Annotated in this window: 13 protein-coding genes and 2 tRNA genes; 10 read left to right on the top strand and 5 right to left on the bottom strand. The window is 69.3% G+C overall.

The features are described from left to right. Positions 1–93 precede the first annotated feature (93 nt). Positions 94–429, bottom strand: coding sequence for an iron-sulfur cluster insertion protein ErpA (erpA, locus tag ACOGI8_RS01340; protein ID WP_419855107.1), 336 nt, complete (start codon positions 427–429; stop codon positions 94–96). 174 nt (positions 430–603) lie between these two features. On the opposite strand from erpA, the gene ACOGI8_RS01335 reads away from it, so the two are divergent. The 4 genes from ACOGI8_RS01335 to selB all read left to right on the top strand — a co-directional run bounded on the left by ACOGI8_RS01335 (position 604) and on the right by selB (position 5,123). After that, complete coding sequence (locus tag ACOGI8_RS01335; protein WP_419855106.1) at positions 604–1,797, top strand: Mrp/NBP35 family ATP-binding protein; 1,194 nt, start codon at positions 604–606, stop codon at positions 1,795–1,797. A 14-nt stretch (positions 1,798–1,811) separates the two neighbouring features. Continuing rightward, on the top strand, positions 1,812–3,095 hold the full coding sequence (gene selA, locus ACOGI8_RS01330) for an L-seryl-tRNA(Sec) selenium transferase (RefSeq protein ID WP_419855105.1): 1,284 nt from the start codon (positions 1,812–1,814) through the stop codon (positions 3,093–3,095). Positions 3,096–3,223: 128 nt separating this feature from the next. Beyond that, positions 3,224–3,295 (top strand) — tRNA-OTHER (locus ACOGI8_RS01325). Between the two features lie 103 nt (positions 3,296–3,398). After that, entirely contained in the window at positions 3,399–5,123 is a 1,725-nt protein-coding gene (selB, locus tag ACOGI8_RS01320) for a selenocysteine-specific translation elongation factor (protein WP_419855104.1), read from the top strand. 128 nt (positions 5,124–5,251) lie between these two features. On the opposite strand, the gene ACOGI8_RS01315 is transcribed toward selB, so the two are convergent. Continuing rightward, positions 5,252–5,518 (bottom strand): WhiB family transcriptional regulator, encoded by a 267-nt coding sequence (locus tag ACOGI8_RS01315; protein ID WP_419855103.1) that lies wholly within the window; start codon positions 5,516–5,518, stop codon positions 5,252–5,254. Between the two features lie 65 nt (positions 5,519–5,583). Further along, entirely contained in the window at positions 5,584–7,089 is a 1,506-nt protein-coding gene (locus ACOGI8_RS01310) for an NfeD family protein (protein WP_419855102.1), read from the bottom strand. A gap of 170 nt (positions 7,090–7,259) precedes the next feature. Between ACOGI8_RS01310 and ACOGI8_RS01305 the strand changes: the two genes are divergently transcribed. The 3 genes from ACOGI8_RS01305 to ACOGI8_RS01295 all read left to right on the top strand — a co-directional run bounded on the left by ACOGI8_RS01305 (position 7,260) and on the right by ACOGI8_RS01295 (position 8,959). After that, a complete protein-coding gene (locus ACOGI8_RS01305) occupies positions 7,260–7,646 on the top strand; it encodes a response regulator (protein WP_419855101.1) in 387 nt (128 codons plus the stop codon). Between the two features lie 80 nt (positions 7,647–7,726). Further along, positions 7,727–7,800: transfer RNA gene (locus tag ACOGI8_RS01300), tRNA-Pro, on the top strand. Positions 7,801–7,939: 139 nt separating this feature from the next. Next, the gene (locus ACOGI8_RS01295; protein WP_419855100.1) at positions 7,940–8,959 is read left to right on the top strand and encodes an NAD(P)-dependent oxidoreductase; all 1,020 of its coding nucleotides are present in this window, start codon (positions 7,940–7,942) and stop codon (positions 8,957–8,959) included. A 57-nt stretch (positions 8,960–9,016) separates the two neighbouring features. Here the strand turns inward: ACOGI8_RS01295 and ACOGI8_RS01290 are convergent, their stop codons facing one another. Next, entirely contained in the window at positions 9,017–10,036 is a 1,020-nt protein-coding gene (locus tag ACOGI8_RS01290) for an aspartate-semialdehyde dehydrogenase (RefSeq protein ID WP_419855099.1), read from the bottom strand. 209 nt (positions 10,037–10,245) lie between these two features. Continuing rightward, the gene (locus tag ACOGI8_RS01285; RefSeq protein WP_419855098.1) at positions 10,246–11,472 is read right to left on the bottom strand and encodes an aspartate kinase; all 1,227 of its coding nucleotides are present in this window, start codon (positions 11,470–11,472) and stop codon (positions 10,246–10,248) included. A gap of 264 nt (positions 11,473–11,736) precedes the next feature. On the opposite strand from ACOGI8_RS01285, the gene ACOGI8_RS01280 reads away from it, so the two are divergent. From ACOGI8_RS01280 to ACOGI8_RS01270, 3 genes are read left to right on the top strand one after another with little or no spacing between them, the layout of a single operon-like run. After that, the gene (locus tag ACOGI8_RS01280) at positions 11,737–12,657 is read left to right on the top strand and encodes a peptidylprolyl isomerase (RefSeq protein WP_419855097.1); all 921 of its coding nucleotides are present in this window, start codon (positions 11,737–11,739) and stop codon (positions 12,655–12,657) included. A gap of 56 nt (positions 12,658–12,713) precedes the next feature. Continuing rightward, entirely contained in the window at positions 12,714–13,421 is a 708-nt protein-coding gene (aat, locus tag ACOGI8_RS01275; protein WP_419855096.1) for a leucyl/phenylalanyl-tRNA--protein transferase, read from the top strand. Positions 13,422–13,434: 13 nt separating this feature from the next. Beyond that, on the top strand, positions 13,435–15,402 hold the full coding sequence (locus ACOGI8_RS01270; RefSeq protein ID WP_419855095.1) for a methylmalonyl-CoA mutase family protein: 1,968 nt from the start codon (positions 13,435–13,437) through the stop codon (positions 15,400–15,402). Positions 15,403–15,424: the final 22 nt, after the last annotated feature.

The following is a 15,424-nucleotide window of genomic DNA, read 5'->3' as shown; positions in this document are numbered from 1 at the left end:
GGCCGTCGACGGTGAACTGGAGTGTGTCGCCGGTGAGCGCCGATGCCCGGGCCGGTTCAGGCTCGGGCAGTTCTGGCTTGGACTCGGGGCGGCTCAGCTGAACGAGTTGCCGCAGCCGCAGGTGCGCTGCGCGTTGGGATTGTCGATCGCGAAGCCCGATCCCATCAAGCCGTCGGTGAAGTCGAGCGTGGCGCCTTCGAGCAGCTGCGCGCTCATCGGATCGGACACCACCTTGATGTCGCCGTAGGCCTGGGACATGTCGTCGTTGGCGACCTCGGAATCGAAGAACATCTCGTAGCTGAAGCCCGAGCAGCCGCCCGGCCGCACGGCGACGCGCAGCGCCAACTGGGTCTCGCCGCCCGCCTCGGACAACTCCTGAGTGATGAGCTCGTGGACCTTCTCAGCGGCGGTATCGGTCAGGGTGATCACAACAGCGACTCCCGAATCAGCCCCACATGGGCAAACGTTCTGCGACCGATGCTAGTGCCATCTGGCCCTTTTGCACCGGCGAGCGCCGTGCGCAGATGCTGCCCGACGAGCCCGGCGGCGGGGCCACAGCAGGCGCCGTCGTGGGCCCGCGCACAGCGCCATTACCCTGCACCCGTGAGCGCGTCTACCGATGCTCCCGTGAATGACGAGGCGATGATCGCCATCCTGCGGGGCGTCATGGATCCCGAACTGGGCGACAACATCGTCGACCTGGGCATGGTGCGCAACGCCTACCGCGAGGGCACCACCGGGCACGTGACCGTGGCATTGACCACCGCAGGCTGCCCGCTGCGCGCCACCATCAAGCGAGACTGCGAGACGCGCGTCGCCGGGCTGGCCGGCATCGAGCACGTGCGGCTGCACTGGGATGAGCTGAACGCTGCCGAGAAAGCTCGGGTGATGGAACGTGCCCGGCGCACCGCGCGCGACAACGCCGCGCCGACGCAGGTGCACGCCAGTACCCGGGTGCTGGCTGTGGCGTCGGGCAAGGGCGGCGTGGGCAAGTCGTCGGTGACGGTGAACCTGGCGGCCGCGCTCGCCGCGCGCGGCTTCGTCGTGGGCGTGCTCGACGCGGACATCTGGGGGTTCAGCATTCCCCGCATGCTCGGCATGGAAGGCCGCCTCGGCGCCCGCCCCCCGGCCGACGGCGAGGAGCGGGGCAAGATCGTGCCCGACGAGCGCCCCGCCGGCGAGGGCCTGCTGAAGGTCGTGTCCACCGGGCTGCTGGTGGAGACCGAGGAAACCGCCCTGATGTGGCGGGGCCTCATGCTCGCCAAGGCCGTGGAGCAGTTCCTGCACGACGTGGACTGGGGCGAGCTCGACTACCTGCTCATCGACATGCCGCCCGGCACCGGCGACGTGCAGATGGCGCTCGCCCGCCTGCTGCCCCAGGCCGAGATGCTGGTGGTGACCACCCCGGCACTGAGCGCGCAAAAGGTGGCAGTGCGCGTGGCCGACATGGCGCGCCGCAGCCACATGCCGATCGTGGGCGTGGTGGAGAACATGGGTGCGTTCACCGCACCTGACGGGCAGCGGTGGTCGTTCTTCGGCGAAGGCGGCGGGGAACGCCTGGCTGCCGATCTGAACGTGCCACTGCTGGGCTCGATCCCGCTGGAACCTGCGGTGTCTGCCGGCGGCGATGCCGGCGAGCCGGTGACCGGCGATGGGCCCGGCGGGCCGGCAGCTGGGGTGTTCGAGGCGATCACCGAACTGCTGGTCACCGAGATCTGCCCGCCGGTGGACATGGGCACCTGCACCGCCCGCATGGACGGGCCCATCCCCGTCACGCTCAGCGCACGCCGCGGCTGAAGCGAGTCCGGGCGATGAGGCCGCCGTCGGTGAACGACCTGGCGCTGCGGATCGCGGACGTGGGCTTGCCGCACCCGCTGCTGGTCATCGCGGCCCGGGCAGCCATCGCCGCCGGCGACCCGGACTCGGCGGCCGACGAAGCGCACCGGCTGCGGCGCAGCCTGCTGGGACCTGCGGTGAACGCCACCGGTGTCTTGCTGCACACGAATCTGGGCCGAGCCCCGCTCGGCTATCAGCACAGTCGAGCTCCGCTCGACGTGGAGTCTGACGACAGCCCGGTGCGGTTCAGCAACCTGGAGTTCGACCTGGTGTCGGGCCGGCGCGGTTCGCGCACCACGCACGCTTCGCTGCTGCTGGCAACGCTGACCGGCGCCGAAGCGGCGCTCGTCGTCAACAACTGCGCTGCCGCGGTGACGCTTGTGCTGGCGGCCTTGGCCCGCGACCGCGGCGTGGCCGTGTCGCGCGGCGAGCTCGTGGAGATCGGCGGCGGCTTCCGGGTGCCCGAAGTGATGGAGCAGTCGGGCGCACGGCTCGTGGAGGTGGGCACCACCAACCGCACCCGTGCCGCCGACTACCGGGCGGCCACCGAGCGGGACGATGTCGCACTGCTGCTGAAGGTGCACCCGTCCAACTACCGCATCACCGGCTTCACCGAGGAAGCCGGCGTGACGGAGCTCGCGAAGATCGGGCCGCCTGTGGTGTCGGACCTGGGCTCGGGCCTGCTGGACGAGCGCTGCCCGTGGCTGGGGCAGCGCCCCGACTGGCTGGCCGGCGAGCCCGGTGCCCGCCAGACACTGGCAGCCGGCGCGGCGCTGGTCACGTTCTCGGGCGACAAGCTCATGGGCGGCCCCCAGGCCGGGATCATCTGCGGCCGCGCCGACCTGATCGCCGCCTGCGCGGCGCACCCACTGATGCGGGCCTTCCGGCCCGGATCGCTGGTGCTGGACGCGCTGCAATCGGTGGCGCTGGCGTACCTGCGCCGCGACGCCGACGCGATCCCGTTCTGGCGCATGGCCAAGGTGCCGGTCGAGGAGCTAGCCCAGCGCGCCGAGGCGCTCGGCGTGGGCCGGCCGTCCCAAACGACGGCGCTGGCGGGTGCAGGGTCGCTGCCCGGCCAGGAGATCCCCTCCGCGGGAATCGAACTCGACGGCGACTACACGGGTGCACTGCGAGCGTTCGACCCGCCGGTGATCGCTCGTGTCAACGAGCAGACCACCGTGCTCGACCTGCGCACGGTCGATCCCGCCGACGACACCGTCATGTCGGCCGCCGTCCGCCACGCGCTCAGCCAGCAGTAGAGCCCTACGGCTTCTGACCCTCAGGCCGCCTCGGCGCGTGCCAGCGTCAGATCAAAAATTCATGAGAGTCACTGACGTTCTGTCTGCCAGCATGACAAGAGCCGCACCCCGAAGAGTGCGGCTCTCGTGGGGCTACCGCTGGTGCGGCGAGCCAACTTGATACCCGGCCTCGGACGGTTCGATTCCGTCTAGCTCCACCAGCGACCTTACGGCCGCACCGGCAGGATACACAAGTCGATTTCGCGGCCGAGACGACGACCGGACGGTTCGACACTGACAGTCAGGGCGGGGCAAGCTGGCAGCGTGCATATCGTCGGCACTGCGGGGCATGTGGACCACGGCAAGTCGACGCTGGTGCGCGCCCTCACCGGCACCGATCCGGACCGGCTGGCCGAGGAGAAGGAGCGCGGGCTCACCATCGACCTCGGGTTCGCGTTCTGCACGCTGCCGTCGGGGCGGCAGGTCAGCTTCGTGGACGTGCCCGGGCACATCCGCTTCGTGAAGAACATGCTGGCCGGCGTGGGGGCCGTGGATGCCTCGCTGTTCGTGGTGGCGGCACCCGAAGGCTGGAAGCCGCAATCGGCCGAGCACCTGGCGATCCTGGAACTGCTCGGCATCTCCCACGGCGTCGTGGTGCTCAGCCAGATCGGCCTCGTCGACGATGAGCTCGCCGAGCTGGCCCGTCTCGACATCGCCGACCACGTCGAGGGCACGTTTTTGGCTGACGCACCGGTGGTGGCCACCGACGCCATCGACGGCACCGGTCTCGACGAGCTGCGCGGCGCGCTCGACGATCTGTGCGCTGCCACGCCCACCGCGGCCGACCGGGACCGGCCGCGCCTGTGGATCGACCGGTCCTTCGCCGCGACCGGGGCGGGGCGCATCGTGACCGGCACGCTCGCGGGCGGCAGCATCGCAGCCGGCGACGAGCTGCGGACGGCGCCAGGCGGCCGCGCTGCGCGGGTGCGAGCAATCCAGACCCAGAGCACCGCGGTCGAGCGCATCGGCCCGGGGCACCGTGTCGCGCTCAATCTCACGGGTGTCGACGCCGACGACCTGGGCCGCGGCATCGCTCTGGTGCGATCCGACCAGTGGCACCACACCCGCAGCGTCGACGTGGAGCTGACCGTGCTTGGCAGCCTTGGCAGCGATGTGACCCGGCGAGGCGCCTACGCCCTGTACCTGGGCTCGGGCGAGTGGCCGGTGCGGCTGCGCGTGCTCGGGCCCGAGCGCATCTCCCCCGGCGAGACCGGCTACGCCCGGCTGCACCTGCCGGTCGCGCTGCCGCTCGTGTTGGGAGATCGCTTCGTGCTGCGCGACTTCGGCCGGGGGCAGACCGTGGGCGGCGGCACCGTGCTCGATCCCGATCCGCAACTCCGGGCTGCGGTCGCGAAACCCGACGCCCGTATCGAGCGCCTAGTGGCCGAACGCGGGTGGATCGAGGCGACGCAGCTCGAGCGGCTCACCGGCGAGCGGGTGGAGCCGGTGCTGGGCGGCTGGGTGGCGCCGTCCGAACTGGTCGAGGCGCTGGTGGACGATCTCCGGGAACGGATCGAGCGCGCCGGCCCCCTCGGTTTGGACTTGGCCGGGCTCGACGAACGCCAGCGGCTCGCGATCGACATGCTCGACGGCGTCGCCATCGAAGCGGGGCGTGCCCGGCCGGCCGACGCGGCTGATGTCCTTGCCGACCACCCGGTCATCGCCGAACTCGCCGCAGCGCCCTTCTCCCCGCCTGAACCGAGCGGCGTCGGCCAGCGGGAGCTTCTTGCACTGGCCGCGCGCGGCGATCTCGTGCACGCGGACGGGGTCTGGTTTGCGGCGTCCGCCATCGAGGCCGCAGCTGAGCGAATCGCCGACCTGCTCAGCGCTCAGCCCGACGGCGTCACCGTGGCTGAGATCCGCGAAGCACTCGGCACCACGCGGAAGTACGCGCTGCCGCTGGTGGGCTACCTGGACAGGACAGGGGTGACGCGGCGGCGCGGGGACCTGCGCATCGCCGGGCCGCGGCTGCCCGAAGTATCTGGCTAGAGGCTGAGCCCAGGGCCCGAGCGGCCCGCGAGCGAAGCGAGCAGGAGCGGGAAGTACGGTGCGAAGCCGTGGCCCGAGCGGCCCGTGAGCGCAGCGAACAAGAGCGGACGACGACAGGCGGGAGAGCGCTAGCTGGCGTCGGTGCGCAGCATCAGCATGTTGCGGCGCTCGATTTCGTTGCGCCCGCCCCAGATGCCGTGCGCCTCGCCCACGTCGAGCGCATGGTCGAGACAGTCGTCGATCACCGAGCACTGGCCGCAGATGGCCTTGGCTCGGGCTTCACGCTCAGCTTTCTCGTCGCGCCGCTCGGTGCGGGGCGGCGGGAAGAAAACCGCCGCCTGAGGTCCTCTGCAGGCTGCCTTGTCCTGCCACTCGTCGACCAGCAGAGCGCTCATATGTCCCCCTTGTCGGAGGGGACACTAGATCACGAAAAATCGCTTGACAAGAGGTAAACGAAACCTCATTCGGTTTCGGAAACCGTCGAATCAGCCCGTTTTTTTCTCATCTCCCGGTAGTCCCTCGCCGCTCCTTCGAGCGGCTCCACCTCCAGCACCACCCCGCTCAGGCCGCTGACGCGCAGCGGCTCGCCCGCCTGCAGCGGCGTGAGACGGTTGACGCGGGCCCGCCAGCGCGCGCCATGGACCTCGACGGTCCCGTCGGGATCGACATCGGTGACCGCAGCGCCCTCCACCCCGATCAGCCACTCCCGCCCCACGGTGGCGGTGCCGTAGCGGGTGCGGACCAGCGCAGGCAGGCCCGACAGCACGAAGGTGCCGACGCCAACCAAGCCCACCAGCAGCGGGATCCAGCTCATCGAGTGCTGACCGAACAGCGTCAGCGAGCCGGCAAGCACTGCTGCGCCGCCGGCCACAGTCCAAAAGCGCGGCACACCTGTCTGAATGTCCACCGCGAACGACACGAAGCCGGCGATGATCAGCACCAGCGCCCACGGCCGGATGTCGAGCGTCCCCAGGCCGAACGCGGCGAGCAGCCCGCACACGGCTGCGACCATGGCGGCGATGCCGATGCCGCCGGTGTAGAAGTCAAGCAACAGCAACGACAGCCCAGCCACCAGCAGCAAGTAGGCAACGGCCGGGCTGGCAGCGGTGTGGAAGAGCCCGTCGAGCAGCGGCAGCTTGACGAATGACACGACCACGTCGTCGGCCGGGGCCCGCCGGACCACGCCGTCGTGGCCGGTCACGTTCTGGCCGATCGGCGGCAGCAGGCCCTCATCGGACATGGCGAAGATGAACTCGCCGATCACCGGTGCCGTGCTGTGGGTGAGGCCGGCACCCTTCGCGGTGTCGGCGTCGTAGTAGCGGACGCTCGTGCCCGAGTGAAGCCCGTCGCCCTCGTGGCTGTGGACATCGCCCCTGTCAACTCCGCTAGCGCCCGCGCCGAGTTGGCTGTCGTGCCGCGAGGCGGCACCTTGCTGACTTTCGCGCCGCGAGGCGGCGCCGTGGGCATGGACGAGGCCCGCCACGGCGGTGAACTCACCAATGCGCCCGCCGGGTGCAATCGCGGCGAAGTCGGCTGTGGTGGCCAAATGGGCGGCGCCGCCGAGCGCTTGCGCCCCGCTGGGGCCCACCCACACCCCTACCGGCAGGTGCGCGAGGCGAACGCTGTCGAGCAAGTCGACCAGCTCACCGTCGTCGAGCGTGGTGCCGGCGCTGTCGATCTGCAGCACCACGCCGATCGCGTGCAGCCCGGTCGCGGTGACGAGCTGACGCTTGATGTACGACGCCATGATCGGGTCGATCAGCCCGTTCACCTCCACCACGACGATCTGGCGAGGGCGCGCCTCCCCGGTGATATGAGGCGTGGTGGGATCATCGGGGATCACGTGCGGTATTTCGGGGTCGTCGTGCGCTGACGCCGGCATGGCGACCAGGCCCAACACCGCCGACAGCAGCAGCGCGGCAACCACGAGACGCGCGAACCCGCGACGGCGCAGACGTACCTTCACCACGGCTCCTTGCATCGGCGGCGGCCCGAACTCTAGAGGCTGACCCCGCAAGCGGAGCCGGGCCCGAACTGCTCGTCAGCGCAGCCAGCACGCAGCGGAAGCGAGCGGACCGCCAGCGCGGCCCCGAGGCACGGCACAGGGGCTTGTGGGTCCCATTACGCTGCGCCACCGTGACCGACGTGCTGCTGGCCACTGACGCCGACTGGGTCGTCGAAGAGGTGGCCGCGGCGCTTTCCGCCCCCGAGGTGACCTTCCGGGTCGTGCGGTCCGGACACGACGTCCGGCCTGCCGTGGAGGCGAGCACACCGGACTTGGTGATCCTCGACTTCCAGATCGGGAACATGGGCGGCATGGCCACCTGCCTGGACCTGCGGCTGGAGTCGGGCATGGGGCGGCTGCCGCGGGTGCCGGTGCTGATGCTGGCCGACCGCGAAGCCGACGTCTTCCTGGCACGGCGCTCCGATGCCGATGCGTGGCTGGTCAAGCCGCTCAACCCGCTGCTGCTGCGGCGCACCGCGCAGGAACTGCTGCAGCGGGACGCCGCGAGCACGGGCTGAGCCGGCTCGTCTTCCTGTAGCGCTCCTGCGTGCCGGACCGGTAGCTTCGGCCGGAGCGATCGGCTCGCGGCGGTCGCATACGGGCAGTGGCGCAGGTTGGTAGCGCGCTTCGTTCGGGACGAAGAGGTCGTGGGTTCAAATCCCGCCTGCCCGACTGGTTAGTGCGAGCGTGAAGGGCTTCGCCCCACGCTCGCAACAACAGAAAGCGCAGGCTTTGCCTGCGCTTTCGACAATTGGTGGCGCAAGTCTCGCTGCGTTCTCGACCTGGGTCGCGGGCGGCGGATACTTGCGTTATGGCAGAGGTACTTTCCGGATCCGCCCGCGCCCGGTGTGTGGGGTTTGTTGGGCTGGGAAATGTTGGGGGGAAGCTGGCTGGGTCTTTGTTGCGCAATGGGTTTGAGCTGGTGGTGCGCGACTTGGATCCGGGGGCTATGGCGCCGTTTCTTGAGGCTGGTGCCTCGACGGCTGGCTCTGGGGCTGAACTCGCGGAACGCTGTGATGTGGTGATTACCTGCTTGCCTTCGCCTGCTGCGGTTGCGGCGGTGCTGGAGGCGCCTGATGGAGTGCTGGCTGGGTTTGGCTCGGCGGCCTCGTCGGGCTCGGCTGGGTCGGGGGTGAAGATCTGGGCTGAGATGAGCACTACTGATCATCATGAGGTGCGCCGGTTGGGTGCGCTGGTGGAGGCGGCGGGCGGCGCCGCGATCGACTGCCCGGTGTCGGGCGGCTGCCACCGGGCTGCCACCGGCAACATCTCGATCTTCGCCGGCGGCGAGCGCGGCACCTTCGAAGCAATGCTGCCGCTGCTCGTGACCATGGGTCGGCGCATCCTGCACACCGGTCCGCTGGGTTCGGCATCGATTCTGAAAGTGGTGACGAACTATCTCGCCACCGCCAACCTGGTCTCGCTGTGCGAAGCCCTGGCCACCTCCCAGGCGGCGGGCATGGACCTGGCCACCACCTACGAAGCTATCCGCATCAGCTCCGGCAACTCCTTCGTCCACGAGACCGAGAGCCAGGTGATCCTGAACGGCTCGCGTGACATCAACTTCACCATGGACCTGGTGTGCAAGGACATTGGCCTGTTCGCCGACATCGCAGCCGAGCAGGGCCTGCCGCTGGAGCTGTCGCCGGTGCTGGTGGAGGTGTTCGCCGACGGGGCCGCTCGCTATGGCGACCGGGAGTGGTCGCCGAACATCATCCGGCGGCTCGAGGACGCCACCGGGCAGACCGTCACCGCTCCCGGCTTCCCGGCCGAGATCGTCGACGACGAACCCGAAGTGCCGGGCGCCGAAGTCGTGGTGCGCCGCGGCTAGGCGGCGAGGGCCTCGGCACTGTGTCTCAAGTCGCCGAGAGAACCTCGGCACTGTGTCTCAGGTCGCCGAGAGAACCTCGGCGATTTGGACGGCGTTGAGGGCGGCGCCTTTGCGGAGGTTGTCTCCTACTACGAACAGCGCCAGGCCGTGCTCGACCGTGGGGTCGCGGCGGATGCGGCCTACATAGGAGGGGTCGCGACCTGCCGCCTGTAATGGCGTGGGCACCTCGGCCAGCTCCACGCCTGGCGCTTCTGCCAGCAGCTCGGTGGCCCGCTCGGGCGAGATCGGTCTCTCGAAGCGCAGGTTCAGCGCCAGCGAATGGCCGGTGAACACCGGCACCCGCACGCAGGTGCCCGACACCGCCAGATCGGGAATGCCCAGGATCTTGCGGCTCTCGAAGCGGAGCTTCTGCTCCTCGTCGGTCTCGCCGAGGCCGTCGTCGACGAAGCTGCCAGCCTGCGCCAGCACGTTGTGCGCGATCGGCCCGGGGAACTTGTCGGGCTCGGGATGGCCGACAGCGTCGCCGTCGTAGGTGAGGGCGGCGGCACCGTCCCTCGTTGCGGACAGCGCCTGGTCGAGCTCGTCGACACCGGCCAGACCGGCACCGGACACGGCCTGGTAGGTGGCAGCCACCATCGAGGTCAAACCGGCCTCGGCATGCAGCGGTGCCAGCACCGGCATCGCCGCCATCGTGGTGCAGTTGGGATTGGCGATGATCCCCTTGGGAGCGTTGAACACCTCCTTGGCGTTCACCTCGGGCACCACCAGCGGCACATCGGGGTCCATGCGCCACGCAGACGAGTTGTCGATGACCGTCGGGCCTTGCGAAGCGACGCGCTCGGAGATGGCTCGCGAGGTGGTCTTGCCTGCGGAGAACAGGGCTATGTCGAGACCGGTGAAGTCGGCTTCGGCGGCATCCTCGACGGTGACTTCGGATCCGTTCCAACCGATCTTGCGGCCGGCTGAGCGGGCCGACGCGAAGAGCCGCAGCTCGTCGATCGGGAATGCTCGCTCGGCCAGGATGGCCCGCATCACACCGCCTACCTGGCCGGTGGCTCCGACGATTCCTACTCGCATGGGGTCAAGGCTACCGAGGCTCCTTCGGCGGTCTTTTGTGAATTACCGGGGTGGGCGGGGGCAGGCGCACCCGTGCTTCAAACAAGCGCAGCGCCGCCCGCTACGAGGTGGACGGGCTTTGGCGCTGCGAACTGCGCGCGGGCACACCTGCCCCCGCCCACCCCTCGTTCCGCGTGGATTTCAATCCAGGCCGTCTTTTCTTCGCCTGGTCAATCCAGGCCGAAGGCTGTGTGCAGGGCGACTGTGGCTCGGTCTACGTCTGCTTCGGCTACTACGCAGGAGATGCGGATCGGCGAGGTGGAGATCATCTCGATGTTGATGTTCTGGGATGCCAGCGTCTCGAACATGGTGGCGGCCACGCCGGGGTGACTGGCCATGCCGGCACCCACGAGCGAGACCCGGGCGATGTCGGCATCGGTGTTGGTCGACGAGAAGCCCACCGTGTCCACCATTCCCTCGCAGATGCCGCGCACCTCATCGGCGCTCTCTGCGGGCACCGTGAACGAGATGTCGGTGCGATCGTGGTCGCCCACGTTCTGCACGATCATGTCGACCACGACCGCTGCATCGGCGAGCGTGCGGAACACCTTGGCGGCGATGCCTGGCTCGTCGCGGACGCCGACCAGCGTCACCTTGGCCTGCGATGTGTCCGGCACGATGCCGGTCACGATCGGCTTTTCCATTTCTCTCACGTCCATGCCTGACTCCGTGTCAACGACCCATGTTCCCGGTTCCCACGTGAACGCCGAGCGCACGTGCAGGGGAACGCCGTACGTGCGGGCAACCTCGACCGAGCGGGCGGCCGGCTTGGGGCAGCCCATCGCGGTCATTTCGAGCAGCTCATCGAACCCGATGCGCGCGATCTTGCGAGCGGCGGGGCACACCCGTGGATCGGTGGTGAACACTCCCGACACATCGGTGTAGAGCTCGCAGGCGTCGGCGCCGAGGCCGTGCGCCAGGGCAACGGCCGTGGTGTCTGACCCGCCGCGTCCCAGGAACGTCACGTCGTTGTCGGTCGACACGCCCTGCGCGCCGGCGACGACAGCGACGCGACCGGCTTCGAGCGATTCTGTGACCCGCTTGGGTGTCACCGACAGGATCTTGGCGTTGCGGTGGTTCGTGTCGGTGAGAAAGCCCGCTTGGCTGCCGGTGAACGAGTCGGCCGCAACGCCCACATCGTGCAGCGCCATGCACATGAGCGCGATGGCCTTGCGCTCGCCTGCGGTGATGAGCATGTCGACCTCGCGGCCCGACGGTTCGTCGGTGATCTGGGCGGCCAGCGCGAGGAGGTCGTCGGTCTCCGAGCCCATGGCGCTGACGACCAGCACGATCTCGTCGCCGCGGCTGCGGCAGTGCTTTACGTGGTCGGCTACCTCGCGCATGCGCGGCGCGCTGGCGATTGACGTTCCGCCGAACTTCTGCACGACTAGGGGCACGTTGGGCGAGGGTATCGGGGGGGCTTGCGGGCGCTTTCTGATCAAGTGCGTCCAGGGCGGTACATGCTTCCGGGGTGGGCGGGGGCAGGCGCACCCGTGCTTCAAACAAGCGCAGCGCCGCCCGCTGCAGGGTGGATGGGCTTTGGCGCTGCGAACTGCGCGCGGGCACACCTGCCCCCGCCCACCCCTTGCTGCGTTGTGTCTTTGCCCAGGGTGTCGACTGGGCGTCGGTAGTGTGACCGCCGGCACATCTCAGGGGCACTTATGAGCAGCGAGAAACGACAGCGGCAGCGGGAGAACCGCATGCGGGCGGTTGCCGAAGCGGAACGCGCCAAGAAGCGTTCGAGCACTACTCGCAAGGTGTTGCGGGTGGTGCTGGCTGTGGCGGCGGTGCTCTTGGCTCTGCTGCTTTGGAGCATCTTCAGCGGCGACGGTTCTGACGATGGCGATGCTGCGATCGCTGCCGAGGTGACTGAGGTCACTGCGTTCGAAACTGATGAGCCGGGCGACGAAGCTCCGCCGGTTACTGAGGCTGCGGCCGAGGCTGAGGCCGACAGCGGCTCCGATGAGGCGGCGGCGCCAGACCCCACGGCCTGTCCTGCGGAGGACGGCAGCGATGGGCCGCTCAACCAGTTCGACGCCCCGCCGCCGCTCTGCATCGATCCCGACACCATGTACGCCGCGGCCTTCGAGACGAACATGGGCAGCTTCACGATGCTGCTCGACCCTGCGCTCGACATCGACAGCGTCAACAACTTCGTGGTGCTGGGCCGCTGGGGCGCATTCGACGGCACGCTGTTCCACCGGATCATCTCCGACTTCGTGATCCAGGGCGGCGATGTGCAGCTCGACTTCGGCCGCGGCGGTCCCGGCTACCAATTCACCGGTGACTTCCCGCCCGCGGACGACTGGTACCGGATCGGCTCGGTGGCCATGGCCAACCGGGGCAATCCGGCCACCAATGGCTCGCAGTTCTTCGTGATCACCGGCCCCAACGGCGCCGGGCTGCCGCCGCTCTACTCGCCGCTGGGCCATGTCGTCGAGGGCATGGACGTCGTCATGGAGATCGAAGGTGTCGCGACCGCGGCAGGCGACGTGCCGGTCCAGGATGTTGTGGTGAACAGCGTGACCATCAGCGAGGCCAGCCAAGCTCAGATCGATGCATACACCGATGCGCGCAGCTAGCGAGAACGGGGCTGCGGGCCCAACGCGTCGAACCGATCAGGCGTAGAGTCGCCCTCATGCAGCGCCAGTCTGAAGACGGCCCCACGGAGCCACCCGCGTCGGGATGGTCATTCCCTCCCGCGTCGACCGCAGACGAGAACGGCCTCGTCGGTGCAGGCGCCGACCTCGAGGCAGGCACGCTGCTCGGCGCCTACCGGGCCGGACTGTTCCCCATGCCGCTGGGCGACACCGTCGGCTGGTGGTCGCCCGACCCGCGCGGCATCCTGCCGCTCAGCTACCTGCGGGTGAGCCGTTCGCTGCGGCGAGCCTGCCGACGCTTCGACATCCGCATCGACACCGCCTTCGAGCAGGTGCTGGAGTCGTGCGCCGATCCCGCCCGGCCGCACGGCTGGATCAGCGACGACATGCACAAGGCCTATCTGCAGCTCCATGAACTCGGATGGGCCCACAGCGTGGAGACCTGGCTCGACGACGAGCTGGTGGGCGGCCTGTATGGCGTGGCTGTGGGCGCCTTCTTCGCCGGCGAGTCGATGTTCCACACCGAGACCGACGCCTCCAAGGTGGCGCTGGTGGCGCTGGTGGACGCGCTCAAGGTGACCGGGGGGGCGCTGCTGGACGTGCAATGGACCACACCGCACCTGGCCGGGCTGGGTGCCGTGGAGGTCGAGCGTGCGGCGTACCTGGAGCTGCTGGCCGAAGCCATCACCCGGCCGCTGCCGGAGATCTGGCTGCGCCCGATGGTCTTCCGCATGCTCGACGGCTGAGAGGCTGAGCCGCATGGCGACGCCGGAGCGTTCGCGTCCGTGGCTGATGCGCACGTACTCGGGGCACTCCACCGCCCGGGCTTCCAACGAGCTGTACCGGTCGATGCTGGCCAAGGGCCAGACGGGGCTGTCGGTGGCCTTCGACCTGCCGACACAGACCGGTTACGACCCCGACCACTCGATGGCGCGCGGCGAGGTGGGCAAGGTGGGCGTGCCGGTCACCCACCTGGGTCACATGGCCCAGCTCATGGACGGCATCCCGCCCGATGCCATGAACACCTCCATGACCATCAACGCCACGGCGCCCTGGCTGCTGAGCCTCTACATCGCCAACGCGCAGAACGCCGGGGTGGCGGCCGAGGCGCTGCGGGGCACCACCCAGAACGACATCGTGAAGGAGTACCTGAGCCGGGGCACGTTCATCTTCCCGCCCGAGGCGAGCCGTCGGCTCACCGTCGACGTGGTGGCGTACTGCTCGGCCCATGTGCCGCAGTGGAACCCGATCAACGTGTGCAGCTACCACCTGCAGGAAGCCGGCGCCACGCCCACCCAGGAGATCGCCTACGCGCTGGCCACCGCGATCGACGTGCTCGACGCCGTGCGCGACAGCGGCAAGGTGCCCCCCGAACGCTTCGACGCCGCGGTGGGCAGCATCTCGTTCTTCGTGAACGGGGGCATCCGATTCATCGAAGAGGTCTGCAAGGTGCGGGCCTTCACCCAGATGTGGGACCAGATCTGCGCTGAGCGCTACGGCGTGGCCGACCCGAAGCTGCGGCGGTTCCGCTACGGCGTGCAGGTGAACTCGCTCGGGCTCACCGAGGCGCAGCCCGAGAACAACGTGGCCAGAATCACGCTCGAAGCCCTGGGCGTGACGCTGTCGCAGCGGGCGCGGACCCGCTCGCTGCAGCTGCCTGCGTGGAACGAGGCGCTGGGGCTGCCGCGGCCCTGGGACCAGCAGTGGTCGCTGCGCATCCAGCAGGTGCTGGCACACGAGACCGACCTGCTGGAGTACGGCGACATCTTCGACGGCTCCGTTGTGGTCGAGGGTCGCACCGCCGAACTGGTCGAGGCGGCGCAGGCTGAGCTGGACGACGTGCTCGCCATGGGGGGCGCGTTCGCCGCGATCACCGAGCTGAAGCGGCGCTTGGTGGCGAGCCACACCGAGCGGGTGCGCCAGATCGAGGCCAGCGAACTGACCGTGGTGGGGGTGAATGAGTTCACCGAGACGGCGCCTTCGCCGCTGGAGGGCGACGAGTCGATCTTGCGGGTGGATCCCGAGACCGAAGCCGAGCTGGTTGCCGACCTCGAACGCTGGCGGGGCGCACGCGACTCGAACCGGGTCGTCGCTGCCCTCGACGACCTGCGGGTGGCCGCATCGGGCGATGTGAACATCATGGGGCCGAGCATCGAGGCCGCCCATGCAGGGGTGACGACCGGCGAGTGGGCGCAAGCCCTGCGCGAGGTGTTCGGCGAGTTCCGTGCACCGACCGGCTTGGGTGGCGCGCGTGCCGTCCAGGCGTCGAGAGGAACGGCGCTGGCGAACGTGGCCCAGCGGTGCGCGGCGATGGAGGGCGGGCCGCCCCGCGTGCTGGTTGCCAAGCCGGGCCTCGACGGCCATTCCAATGGCGCCGAGCAGGTGGCTGTTGCGGCTCGCGATGCCGGCATGGAAGTGGTGTACGAGGGCATCCGGCTGACCCCGAGCCACATCGCCGCTACCGCACGTGACGAGGACGTGGACGTGGTGGGCCTGTCGATCCTGTCGGGGTCGCACCTGGAGCTGGTGCCCGAGGTGCTGGCATGCCTCGACGCTGAGGGCGTGAACGCCCCGGTGATCGTCGGCGGCATCATCCCGCCTGCGGACCATCAGGCGCTGCGAGACGCCGGCGTCGCCGCCGTCTACACCCCGAAGGACTTCGAACTCGCCGCGATCATGGCCGACATTGCCGGCCTGGCCGAGCAGTCACGCGCCGGCACTGGCTGAACCGCGCGCCACGCTCATGTCT

The sequence above is a fragment of the Candidatus Poriferisodalis sp. genome (assembly GCF_965204195.1).
In the GTDB taxonomy this organism is placed as follows: Bacteria; Actinomycetota; Acidimicrobiia; order Acidimicrobiales; family Poriferisodalaceae; genus Poriferisodalis.
Note: the sequence above shows the minus strand (reverse complement) of the source record. Positions and strands in the feature narration are given on the sequence as shown.